Below are 12,674 nucleotides of genomic sequence, written 5' to 3' on the forward strand. Positions count from 1 at the left end.
GTCATTTTTCATCACCAAAGATAACATGTGTGTACCAAAAGCATTTTTGCGACGTACAGAAAGGGGGGATCATCCTGCTTTTTCTTCTCATATGGGTAGCAGGCAGAGAAGCCGTGGCACAAACGGAAGCGTTTTCCAGACAGGACAGCCTTCGTGGATCCATCACCCCGGAAAGGGAATGGTGGGACCTGGATTTTTACCATCTGGAGGTTAGGGTTGACCCTGACAAAAAAACCATTGAAGGCAAAAACACGGTTCATTACACGGCAATACAGGAAGGTAACACTTTGCAGATCGACCTTCAAGAACCTATGAAAATCAGGGGTTTCTCTCAAAATGGCAAATCCTTGAAATTTAAAAACGAAGGAAGTGCTTATTTTGTCAAATTGGAGGAACCCCAGCATCCGGGAGAAAGTCACCGCCTGGAAATTGAATTTGGAGGCAAGCCCAAAATCAGCCCCAATCCACCCTGGAGCGGCGGTATCACCTGGTCCAAGGATAAAAACGGTCTTCCCTTTGTCGCCAATTCCAACCAAGGAGACGGGGCCAGCCTCTGGTGGCCATGTAAAGACCACATGTATGACCAACCCGACAGCATGGCCATCAGTGTGAGGGTCCCGGAACCTTTGATGAATGTCTCCAACGGCAGGTTGAGGGATACCGAAAAGCATGATGATGGCACCCGCACCTTTCATTGGTTTGTAAGCAACCCTATCAGCAACTATGTGGTGAACATCAGCATCGGGGATTATGCCCATTTTTCAGAGGATTACCTCGGCGAAAAAGGTATGCTTACTATGGACTATTTTGTGCTGAAGGATAATCTGGAAGTTGCAAAAACGCACTTTAAAGATGCGCCCAAAATGATGCGTGCATTTGAATATTGGTTTGGCCCCTACCCTTTTTATGAGGATGGCTTCAAACTCATAGAAGTGCCTTATTTGGGAATGGAACATCAAAGCGCCGTCACTTACGGCAATGGTTATGTGAAAGGATACAAAGGCAAGGATTTCAGTGAAACCGGCTGGGGAATGACTTTCGACTATATCATCATTCATGAGTCGGGGCATGAGTGGTTTGCCAATAACATCACTTATAAAGACATTGCCGACATGTGGATACACGAAAGTTTCACCACGTATTCCGAAGCCATCTTTCTTGATTATCATTATGGGAAAAAGGCTTCCAGTGAGTACATCATCGGGGCAAGGAGGGTGATCAAAAATGACATCCCCATTATTGGTGTTTACGACGTCAACCAACGCGGATCCGGGGACATGTATTTCAAAGGAGCCAATATCTTACATACACTCAGAACATGGGTCAACGATGACGAAAAATGGAGAAATTCGCTCCGCCGGATGAATGAGGTTTTTTATCATCAAACGGTTACCACGGTAGAAATAGAGCATTTTTGGGCCGAGGAAACGGGATTGGATTTAAAACCCTTTTTTGACCAGTACCTCAGGACCGCCCAAATCCCTCAATTTGAATATGAGTGGGAGGACGGTCGCCTGAAATACCGCTGGGGAAATGTGGTAGAGGGATTTGAGATGCCTTTAAAAATCCTGGATGAGGACAAGGAAACCTGGCTTGACGTGACCGGAGAATGGCAAACCACAGAACTTATACTTCCCGGGGATACCTTTACAGTGGATCCCAATTTCTATATTGACATAAAAAACAATTACAACTGATCGAATGACGTAACAAAATGCTAAAAAAATATCGCAGTCCGTGAATTGCATGGGATATTTGATAATTTTGGTCCACGAAAAACAGAATGACATCCACAATGAAAAAAGATAAAAAAATTGCCATTATAGGTTGTGGTAATTTGGGCATTTCCATCGTAAACGGTTTACTCGGAACCGAGGGATTCGATGGCAGCCGCCTTACCGTTACAAAACGACATCCTGAAAGTCTGTTTTACTTGCGTTCCCAAGGCATCACAGTCCTGGCCGATAACAAAGAGGCCGCTAAAGATGCCGATTTTGTCATCCTGGGGGTAAAGCCCTATAACGTCGTCAGCATATTGAAAGAAATCAGCCCCGTGCTTAAAAAAGAAAAGCAAGTGGTGATCTCAGTGGCCACAGGCATTACCCTTCAAAGGATAAGGGAACAACTGGAACCTGGCACCGCTGTTTTCAGGGCTATGCCTAATATTGCGGCAGACATCAAGGAATCCATTACCTGCATATGCGGTGAGAATTGCTCTCCAAAAACCGAGGAAGAAGTAAGGGCTATTTTCAGCAGCATAGGCATTGCACTCACCATAGAAGAACACCTGATGGAAGCCGCCACGGTACTGGGAGCTTGTGGCATCGCTTATGTGTTGCGGTTTATGCGTGCCATGACCCAGGGCGGAATACAGATCGGTTTTGATGCAAAAACCGCCAACACGATCGTCAATCAGACCGTGAAGGGAGCTGCCGAATTGATCATCAAAAAAGGCCTGCATCCCGAGGCAGCCATTGACAAGGTCACCACCCCCAAGGGCTGTACCATAGTCGGTCTGAATGAAATGGAGCATCATGGCTTCAGTGCGGCCATGGTCAGAGGGGTCCTGGCTTCTTATGAGGAAATTGAAAAATAGGCTCTCCCGATGAAAAAAATCATTCCCTGGGTATTTGGCTTTGTCATTCTCCTGGCCATAGTATATATGGCAGGCCCAAAGGATAGGCCCACCTCTCTGGATGGAGAATATCCCACTGTCCCCTCTTCACTATCCGAATTGGAGGCCTATGTCAAAGCAAAGGAAGACACCGTTAAAGGCCTGAAGCCAAATAATGAAGCCAGGATCATTTGGGCAGACAGTATGGCAAAAAACAAAACCCCGTATAGCATCCTTTATGTCCATGGGTTCGGCGCCAGCCAAATGGAAGGTGATCCGGTTCACAGAAAGCTGGCGGAGCACTTCGGCGCCAATCTCTATCTTAGCCGTCTGCCCGAACATGGCATCAAAAGGGAGAATGCGCTTGAATATCTGGATGCAGCGAAGCTCGTCGACGGAGCCAGGGAGGCTTATATGATCAGCCAGCAGCTTGGCGACAGTGTGATCGTAATGGGCACCTCAATGGGTGGAGCACTATCTTTGATTCTGGCAGCCGAAAGACCGGAGATCAAGTCATTGATGCTTTATTCCCCTTGTATTGAAATCTATGGCAACAGGCTGGATCCCTTTTTCCAACCCTGGACCAAAATGCTGATGAAAATGACCATGACCAACTCCCTCGGTGTACAGGAAGTGAGCAGAGAAGGTGATGTCGCCAAATATTGGTCCGAGGAATACCATATCAATGGCTATAGCAGCCTTGCAGTGCTATTAAAAAGCAAAATGAACAAAAACACCTTTGAAAAGGTGCGTCAGCCCGTTTTTATGGCCTACTATTACAAAGATGAGGAGCATCAGGACGATGTGGTTTCTGTGCCAGCCCTGCTGGAAATGTTTGACAACCTGTCTACACCGGATAACCTGAAGGAGAAACAGGCTTTCGGCGAGGCTGGGGACCATGTGATCACATCAAGCATCAAAACAGAGAGCTGGGAAGACGTGTTGGAAGCAAGCCGGAAGTTTTTAGAAGAGACCGTGGGCCTGGTACCCATATCCCTCCTATCCGAAAAATCACCGTAAAAAATCTTGGTGATTTATTTATAATATCTAAGTCGGGCCACGGAAAGGATGGTAAACAATCCCAAAAGCCGTGGCCTGAAATTTTTAAAACCCGCTTACCGCGCCTATTATCAGGCTTATTACCAACAATACTAGAAAGAGATAGAAGATGATTTTAGCCAATGATGCCAGACCAGTGGCTATTCCGGTGAACCCTAAAATGGCAGCGATAAACGCAACCACTAAAAAGACAATTACCCATGTTAACATAATTGATTAAGTTTGGTGAGAAATGGAATATTTATAACGTCTTCCCATTAAATTACAAAAACCAAACCAAATATGAAACAAAGAATCTTATTTTATATTTAAAATTCCTTTTTAAGGATTCAAAAACAATACTTCCGATAACCGAATAATACAAATTATTGAGTCAACACATCAATTTGGGCAAAGGAAGCAGGCCTGTCGTCCAGGGTTTTAGTAGCTTTGATTCTTAAATACCTTCCTGTAACCGGTTGAAAATGTACGGTTTGCTCAATGGGACTATTGGCAATGTTACCAAATTCCCCTGCACTTATCTTCTGCCACTGAGCACCGTCTGTACTTGCGTAGAGTTCGAAATGGCTGATCACTCCGGACATGTACCGGTTTTGTATGGGTAAATAAACAAATCCTATTAAGTCCAGGTTTTCTCCAAAATCGATGGTCACTTCATTATTTTTACTCAGATAATTGGTCTTTTCGTTTCCATCAAACAAATGTTGTGGATTATCCGCCCCGTTTATCAGCGACCATTTCTTTTTTGCCACACCCAACTTGACTGATTTCACCTCACTTACTTTACCGGAGAGGGGGTCTATAGAGACCGTTTTCAATTCAGCAGGCTCCAGCAGCTCAAATGGCTGATGGTATCGGTGGGATTGCTTGTCAGGATCTTTACCGTTGAGGGTGTAATAGATTTCCAAGCCTTCCTCCGGCAGATTGAGACTTACCCTGCCCTCTTTATCTCTCCTCACCTCCGGTGACAAAACAAGTTTGGGAGCGAAATATAAGGCCAGGTTGTGGAGTGTAGGAGCCGCCTTGGCATCCACTATGGTAAACCTCACCTTATCCGCGGTAGTATCCTGCAACCGTAAAATACGCTTATGGCCAATGGTGGTACCTTTTTCCACCGTTTCCCAACCCTTTTCTGTCTGCACCTCTACTTTAAAAGCTTTGACCCGCTGACCCAGCGGTATATATTCCTGCACCAGCAACCTGTTGAAAGTAATGGGTGAGGGAAATTGTAGGGTTATTTCCCCGGTCACTTTTCCCTCAGGGCTGGCCCAATAAGTCTCCATGTTCCCATCTATTGCGTTTTCCGGTCCAAAGCCTCTCCCCCTATCATCATCTGACGCCACGGCTGTGTTCATTCCGACGAGGTTTTCGGCAAAGTCCTCCTTAATCTTTTCGGTTAATTTTTGGAGCTGCGCGATGTCATTTTCATGGATAAGACCCCGCTTGTCCACGGGAAAGTTGAGCAAAAGGGAGCTGTTGCGTCCAATGCTGTTGTAGTAGATATCCAACAAATCGGGTAAAGATTTTACCTTATGATCCTCATATTCATGGTAGTACCATCCGGGTCTGATGGACACATCCGCCTCGGCGGGCACCCAATGCGTGCCATTTTCCTGGCCCGCAGCGTATTTTTCAGAATATTCCGGCATTCCGGCATAAATGGAATCCCGCATCAGGTTGGACCAGGTGGTTTCATAGGCAAAACCGTGCTCGTTGCCTACCCATCGGACATCCGGACCAGCATCGCCGAAGATCACGGCGTCGGGTTGAAGTTCCCTGATGATGGCATACGTGTTTTCCCAATCATAATATGATTTCTTGTCCACCCTTCTTTCTTCATTGGCCCCTCCATAATAACCCGTGCCTCCGTTGGCCCCGTCAAACCACACTTCAAAAACATCCCCATAACCGGTAAGTAACTCTCTAAGCTGCTCCCTGAAAACGTCAATGTATTCCGGCTTACCGTAATCCGGATGGTTTCTGTCCCAAGGAGAAAGATAAACACCGAATTTCAATCCATGGGCTGCACAAGCCTCCGATATTTCCTTGATGATATCCCCTTTTCCTTCTTTCCAAGGTGAGCTTTTTATGGAATGTTCAGTAGTGGCAGTTGGCCAGAGACAAAACCCATCGTGGTGCTTTGCCGTGATGATGATTCCTTTCATCCCTGCTTCTTTACATACTTTTGCCCATTGATTGGCGTCAAATTGGGTCGGGTTGAATAAAACCGGATCCTCGTCTCCCATACCCCATTCCATGTTGGTAAAAGTATTCATATTGAAATGGGCAAAGGCGTAAAACTCCATTTCCTGCCAGGCCAGCTGTCTTTCCGCGGGAATGGGTAATTCGGGTTCCGGAGGCGCCACTGAAGGCTTCTGACACGCAATTACTGAGAAGCACAGCCACAGGACAAAAAGGTAACGGTTCATATCGGAAGTTAAAGGATTTTAGAAATTTGCCCCAAATATATGAATTTAGTGATTAGTCCCATGTCAAGCTTTATTCAAGAGCTATAAAAGGACAAAAAATTGGAATGGATTTTTATCCCCTTGGAAATTGGAATGGATTTTTAAAAAGAAAATCCGGTTTTAACAAATATTTTTATAAAAAAGCCACTTATGGCAAAACTTTTTTCCCTATGTTTTCATCTTATAATTGAATTCGGCATCTAACCCTTTTACAACCCGTACAGGTTTCTCCCTATGGTGGAAAATGAAGAAAATCATTCCCTGATCCAAAAGGCCCGGCTGGGAGACCGCCAAGCCCAAGGCTTGTTGGTGGAATATTGGTATAAAAGGGTTTACAATTTTGCCCTGAAGCTTCTTGGGGATCATGACCAGGCGATGGATGTTTCCCAGCGGACTTTCATCACCATGTATCAAAAAATAGAGAAACTCCGGGAGTGTGGCAAATTCAAATCATGGCTATATACGATACTGGTAAACCAATGCAGGGAAGAGAAAAGACAAGGGGGAAGCAGCAGGTTTCATTTATTGGCCAGCCCTGACCCTGACCGGATAAAGGGCGGGGTTCCGGAGGAAATAACAGAAGCATTGCCCAATCCCGAAGAAAAACTCATCAACGGTGAATTGGAAAAATCCCTGAAAAATGCTTTGCAGCTTCTCCCGGAAGAACAGCGGATAATATTGATCATGAAGGAGTATGAAGGGCTAAAATTCAGAGAGATCGCCGAAGCCTTAAACATCCCCGAAAACACAGCCAAATCCAGGCTCTATTATGCGTTCCAAAATATGCGAAAAATACTGACAAAAGAAGCTATTGAATATGTTAAATACCGAAGATCATGAAATTCAAACCGGACAAGAGCATGCTGGTTTCCTATTTATATGGGGAATTGGATAAAAAAGATCATGAAAAGGTGGAAGCTTATCTGGCAAACGAGCCGGAAGTCATGAAAGAAATGGAAGAAATGCGCGCCACCAAGCAAATGTTGGCCCATCTGAAAGATAGAGACATAGGGGTTCCGCTCGTTGTCCAACCAAACACAAACCGGCAGCCGGCTTTCTGGTCCTTTTCCAAATATGCGGCTGCTGTAACACTACTGTTGGGGCTTCTATTGCTTTTTGGCAAAATCAGCGGTGCCAGGATCAGCTTGGACAACATGGTTTTTTCTCTTTCTTTTTCCGGGGAACAACCCCGGGAAGAACTGAACCCTCATCAAATGACCATGAGCGAAGAAGCGCTACGGGAAATCATCCATACTTCTATGCAACAGCATGAAGCCCAACTCCAGGAGCGCTGGACTTCCCGGCACGAGGAATGGGAAATGACCATGGGAAAAAAACTGGACAAGTATAGCGTGCAGGATGAACGGCTGAAGGATATCGTCACAAAAGAAGCTGAAAACAGGGTCAATGCTTATTTTGACGTTCTGCAGCAACAGAATATGGCGATGATGGAAACCTATTGGCAAGAGGTGGCCATGGTCCAGAAAGAGTACATGAATGCGATATTGGAAGACTTCGCCATGGGTTTGCAAACGGTACGCGAAAAGGATCTGGTATACCTCCAAAGCAGGCTCAATGGCCTGGAAAGAGACAGGGACCAATTCCAATTGGAAATGGAGCAGATGCTCTCCCATTTAATTATCAATGTAAGAAACATGAAAAACGAACAGCCATGAAAATCCTATATATCATTCTAATGCTTAACATATGCGTGTCTTTAGAATGTACAAAGGCACAAGGGCAGCAAATTGACCGGGACAGGATGAAAAGGGACATCAAAGTCGCCGAAGCGGTCCTGGAAACCCTGTTCGAAAGGAAATCAGGCATCATGATTGGAAGAGGGGAACAAGCGGGTTATTCCCAATATCTCCCCGGATATGGTGTGTTGCTGCATCTTCCCCCAAGCAACTCCTACTTTGTGGTATCAGGAGATGCCCGGTTATTTGGAGCCAACCGTCCCCATAAAGAGGCTAAAAGTTCTGGTGTTTATCACACACCCAAAAGGGTAATTGAAGACAAAAACAAAACGATGAGCTATTCTGCCTTTCCCTCCGCCAACGATAGTATCAGTCAACGACGCTCAGAAAAAATAAAAGAACGCGTAACTGTTTTTCTACTGGACTACGGGGATTTGATAGGTCAGCTGGGAGAAGAAGATAAGATTTTGGTGGTGGAAGACCGGTCCCCCTTTGACTGGAACTTTGTGATGCCAAGCCGTGTGTCCTCAGAAATGATCAACAAAAAAGGACGGTTTTCCGCAGAAATTAAAAAGGGAGACCTCAGCGCTTACAAAAACGGAAAAATTTCCCGGGAGGAGGCCGCATCCCGTATCCGTTTTGTCGATAAGTTCATGGAATCCGATATGGAGCAGGATTTGGAATTGTTGGCCAATATCTTCGACAGATTGTACAGGCCGGACTTGTCAAAGACTTTTTATTATAATGGTTATGCCTCCTATGACCGGATACCGAATTTAGGGGTTATTTATTACCTGAACATGTTTACCACTCAGGACAAGAACCTGTACATGTTTGTCTTTCCGAGCGATGAGACCGAAATCAAGAAAAAAGAAGATGAAACCGAGCCGGACGATTTGGATGCCCAGTATCCGGTGTTTCTGGAAGAATTGAAGGACAATATCCTCACCTATGGCCGGACCGTGCACAGCCTTGCCCCGGAGGAAATGATGATATTTCAAGTGAAAATGACCCACTGTACCGACTGCAACATCCCTGAAATGTTAAAAATAAGCATCAAAACCAGTGATTTGATGGCGTTTGATCAAGGAAAAATAAGTCGAAAAACCGCCAAGGAACGTTTTCAAATAGAAGAGGACGGCAACTCTTAAGTTTTATTATCGACTACAGGAAAACATATGAAATCAAGCATGACGGAATCGTCACACGGAGGGATGATTATCTATCATGCGAGATTCCATATGACAATTAAGTAACAATTATAAACATATGAAACATCTTATCAAAACGGATCATCGGAATACCGTACAGATGGCTTTTCTTCTTTGCTTTTGAACCTTCATTCCCATGGTTCAGTATGCCTTACCTTTCGGACAGTTTGGTATTTTGCCCATTCTCACCAACACTCAACCAAATCAAAAATACAAGCTTGTCTAAACCAATCCAGATACCGGCGTCAACTACCTGAGATGACAATTCTAACAAAATATTATTTTATCGAAATAAAAATTATTACATTTGCACCTTGTTTTGAAAATCCTTTCGTTGTTATACCCAATAACCTTCCCCTAACCGTTTTGGACATCGGTTTCATCTCTTTGGGGATCAACGGTTTTTACCGAAGTAAGCATAACATTTCAAATTAATAAGACACAACTTTATGACACAGATGTTTTACAGCCTTTTCAGGCCCAAACAATCCAATCTTAAAGACGAGGCACTTTCAGGTCTTACGGTGGCACTTGCCCTTGTACCGGAGGCGGTGGCATTTTCCTTGATTGCGGGGGTAAGTCCTTTGGTGGGCTTGTATACCGCTTTTATCATTGGATTGATTACTTCCATATTGGGAGGCAGACCGGGCATGATCTCAGGTGCAACGGGGGCGATTGCCGTAGTGGTGGTTTCATTGATCATTGAGCATGGGGTAGAGTACCTTTTTGCAGCAGTGGTCCTGATGGGCTTGATTCAGATTCTTGTTGGTGTCCTAAAGTTGGGCAAACTGATCCGTCTGGTTCCTCACCCGGTGATGTTCGGATTTGTCAACGGACTTGCCATCATCATCTTTATGTCGCAATTTGCTCAGTTCAAAATGGAAAATGCTGCGGGAACAGCAGAGTGGATGAGCGGCAGCCCCCTTTATATGATGCTGGGACTGGTGATACTCACGATGATAATTATAAAATTTCTGCCCAAACTCACCAAAGCCATACCCTCAGCCTTAGCCGCGATTTTGGTAATCACCCTTCTCGTTATATTCGGGGGCATTGATACCCGGACAGTCGGTGATTTGGCTTCGATCTCGGGAGGATTACCTGAATTTCACATCCCAATGGTCCCTTTTAATGTAGAAACTTTTATGATCGTCCTGCCTTATGCCGGCATCATGGCTGGCGTAGGACTTATCGAAAGCCTTCTTACCCTAACGCTCATTGATGAAATTACTGAGACAAGAGGGAGTGGCAATAAGGAGTGTATTGCCCAAGGTGTGGCCAATCTTACTACAGGCTTTTTCGGCGGAATGGGCGGTTGTGCCATGATCGGCCAGAGTCTGATCAATGTGAATGCGGGTGGCAGAAACAGGATTTCCGGCATCGTGGCCGCATTGGGTCTGCTGGCATTTATCCTCTTTTTCTCCACCTATATCGAAATGGTTCCTATGGCTGCTCTTGTCGGCCTGATGTTTATGGTGGCCATCGGCACATTTGAATGGGCCTCGTTAAAAGTCTTTAGAAAAGTACCAAAATCGGATGTCATGGTGATGGTTCTGGTTACACTGATTACCGTGTTCCTCCACAATCTTGCCCTTGCCGTATTAGTAGGTGTCATTATAGCGGCTTTGGTTTTCGCCTGGGAAAACTCGAAAATGATCCGGGCTAGGAAGAGGATCGACGAAAATGGCGTAAAACACTATCAGATCTATGGCCCGCTGTTTTTTGCATCCGCCACTACTTTTGGCGAAAAGTTTGACCCATTGAATGATCCGGATGAGATCATCATAGACTTTCAGGAAAGCAGGATTGTCGACCACTCGGGCCTGGAGGCGGTACACAAAATCACGGACCGGTACCGGAAATTGGGCAAAATGGTATATGTAAGACACCTCAATCCAAGTTCAAAGGCGCTATTAAATAAAGCCAGTAAAATCATCCACGTAAACTACACTCCGGACGATGCCGCCTTCATCGTTGCGCAACCCAAATGAAATAAAAAAACCTGCACCCAAATCAGAATAGAAATAGCTATCGACGGATGCGTGTTGAATCGCATATAACAACCGGAGGCAATTCATTCAGCGCCTTATTCCGTTTCGAATATTTCCGTTTCTTAAAAAATGACTCGATTTTTTTCATTGCTTTGAATCAATAAAAATGTATTTTTACACTACTTATTTGCAGATTGAAGCAAATGTAACATTTTGTGAGGATTAACTGTTAGGGGAATGTTATTCAATTCTTTTGAATTTATTTTGGCTTTTTTGCCGGCAACGGTTGTAGTTTATTTTATCCTGAACGCTCAAACCAAATACACAGCGGCTAAAATCTGGTTGCTTTTTGCGTCTTTGTTTTTTTATGGCTGGTGGAATCCAAACTATATACTCCTGATTCTATCCTCCATGATCGTCAATTATTTTTTAGGGACACAGATGCCGGGATCGGCTTTCAAAAAGGAACTCATGGTTACAGGCATAGTTTTTAATCTGGGGTTGCTGGTCTATTACAAGTATGCCAACTTTTTCATTGACAACCTCAATAGGTTCCCACAGATTGACATCACCCTGATGCAGGTGATCCTTCCTTTGGGTATTAGTTTTTTTACATTCCAGCAAATCGCCTATCTAGTCGACAGTTACCAAGGGCATACAAAAGAATACAATCCCATATCCTATGGTGTATTTGTCTCCTTTTTCCCCCAACTTATTGCCGGGCCTATTGTCCATCACCAACAAATGATGCCCCAATTCACTGATCCCTCCCTTAACCGCGTCAATTATCACAACCTGAGCAAGGGGCTGTTCATCTTCCTGATGGGCCTGGCAAAAAAGGTTATCATAGCAGACAGCTTCGGAATCATCGCCAACAAAGGATATGGAACGGCCGAAGCACTCAGCACTACCCAGGCATGGGTGACGTCCTTGGCATATTCTCTACAGCTTTATTTCGATTTCAGCGGCTATTCTGCCATGGCGATTGGCTTGGGCCTGTTCTTCAATATTCAGTTGCCTATCAATTTCAACTCCCCTTATAAATCCCGGAACATCCAGGAATTCTGGAGGAGATGGCACATTACTTTAAGCAGGTTTTTAAAAGATTATGTATACATACCCCTGGGGGGCAATCAAAAAAGCGAAAGCCGGACCCTATATAATCTAGGCTTCACCTTCCTGTTGGGCGGTATATGGCACGGGGCGGGCTGGACCTTCATGATCTGGGGCCTATTGCATGGTTTTGCGCTGATCATATACCGGCTGTGGAGCAAAAACAGCCGTTTTTCCATGCCCAATATAATCGCCATTCCCTTTACATTTATTTTTGTCAACATCACCTGGGTATTTTTTCGTGCACCTTCCTGGGATACCGCCTCTACTTTATTGGAGAGGATGTTTATTCCTTCCAGCGGCAGCGCCTATTTCACGCTGGTCAACAGCATGCAGGACTATCCCATCTGGGCCATTGGCATAGGCTTGCTGTTCATGCCCAACAGCATCCAAATCGGCAACCGGTTCAAGCCAAACATAAAATATGCTTTGCTCATTATCATACTGTTTGTGCTAAATATGACTTTTCTGAATTCAGTCATAGAGCAGGACTTTCTTTATTTCGATTTCTAAACGGCGGC

At 44.8% G+C, this 12,674-nt stretch carries 10 protein-coding genes; 8 read left to right on the top strand and 2 right to left on the bottom strand.

Annotated elements, in window-relative coordinates; all coding sequences use genetic code 11:
- The first annotated feature begins 29 nt into the window (after positions 1 to 29).
- The 3 genes from ACFPFU_RS04500 (at position 30) to ACFPFU_RS04510 (ending at position 3,634) form a co-directional block, all read left to right on the top strand.
- Entirely contained in the window at positions 30 to 1,697 is a 1,668-nt protein-coding gene (locus ACFPFU_RS04500; protein WP_377061944.1) for a M1 family metallopeptidase, read from the top strand.
- Between the two features lie 98 nt (positions 1,698 to 1,795).
- Positions 1,796 to 2,596 carry a pyrroline-5-carboxylate reductase gene (proC, locus tag ACFPFU_RS04505; protein WP_377061946.1) on the top strand — a complete coding sequence of 267 codons (801 nt, stop codon included), beginning with the start codon at positions 1,796 to 1,798 and terminating at the stop codon, positions 2,594 to 2,596.
- Between the two features lie 9 nt (positions 2,597 to 2,605).
- Positions 2,606 to 3,634, top strand: coding sequence for an alpha/beta hydrolase (locus ACFPFU_RS04510; protein ID WP_377061948.1), 1,029 nt, complete (start codon positions 2,606 to 2,608; stop codon positions 3,632 to 3,634).
- A gap of 84 nt (positions 3,635 to 3,718) precedes the next feature.
- On the opposite strand, the gene ACFPFU_RS04515 is transcribed toward ACFPFU_RS04510, so the two are convergent.
- Positions 3,719 to 3,883 carry a DUF1328 domain-containing protein gene (locus ACFPFU_RS04515; RefSeq protein ID WP_377061950.1) on the bottom strand — a complete coding sequence of 55 codons (165 nt, stop codon included), beginning with the start codon at positions 3,881 to 3,883 and terminating at the stop codon, positions 3,719 to 3,721.
- A 155-nt stretch (positions 3,884 to 4,038) separates the two neighbouring features.
- On the bottom strand, positions 4,039 to 6,102 hold the full coding sequence (locus ACFPFU_RS04520; RefSeq protein ID WP_377061951.1) for an alpha-L-fucosidase: 2,064 nt from the start codon (positions 6,100 to 6,102) through the stop codon (positions 4,039 to 4,041).
- A 273-nt stretch (positions 6,103 to 6,375) separates the two neighbouring features.
- Here ACFPFU_RS04520 and ACFPFU_RS04525 point away from each other — a divergent pair, with 273 nt between their 5' ends.
- From ACFPFU_RS04525 to ACFPFU_RS04545, 5 genes are all read left to right on the top strand, one after another.
- The gene (locus ACFPFU_RS04525; RefSeq protein ID WP_377061953.1) at positions 6,376 to 6,981 is read left to right on the top strand and encodes an RNA polymerase sigma factor; all 606 of its coding nucleotides are present in this window, start codon (positions 6,376 to 6,378) and stop codon (positions 6,979 to 6,981) included.
- Positions 6,978 to 7,817 (top strand): anti-sigma factor family protein, encoded by an 840-nt coding sequence (locus tag ACFPFU_RS04530; RefSeq protein ID WP_377061954.1) that lies wholly within the window; start codon positions 6,978 to 6,980, stop codon positions 7,815 to 7,817. The genes ACFPFU_RS04525 and ACFPFU_RS04530 overlap by 4 nt, the downstream gene beginning before the upstream one ends.
- A complete protein-coding gene (locus tag ACFPFU_RS04535; protein WP_377061956.1) occupies positions 7,814 to 8,989 on the top strand; it encodes a hypothetical protein in 1,176 nt (391 codons plus the stop codon). Before ACFPFU_RS04530 ends, ACFPFU_RS04535 begins: the two co-directional genes overlap by 4 nt.
- A gap of 509 nt (positions 8,990 to 9,498) precedes the next feature.
- Positions 9,499 to 11,040, top strand: a complete 1,542-nt coding sequence (locus ACFPFU_RS04540; protein WP_377061957.1) for a SulP family inorganic anion transporter — start codon at positions 9,499 to 9,501, stop codon at positions 11,038 to 11,040.
- A gap of 237 nt (positions 11,041 to 11,277) precedes the next feature.
- A complete protein-coding gene (locus tag ACFPFU_RS04545; RefSeq protein ID WP_377061959.1) occupies positions 11,278 to 12,666 on the top strand; it encodes an MBOAT family O-acyltransferase in 1,389 nt (462 codons plus the stop codon).
- Positions 12,667 to 12,674 lie beyond the last annotated feature (8 nt).

This window comes from Negadavirga shengliensis (assembly GCF_042652345.1).
In the GTDB taxonomy this organism is placed as follows: Bacteria; Bacteroidota; Bacteroidia; order Cytophagales; family Cyclobacteriaceae; genus Negadavirga; species Negadavirga shengliensis.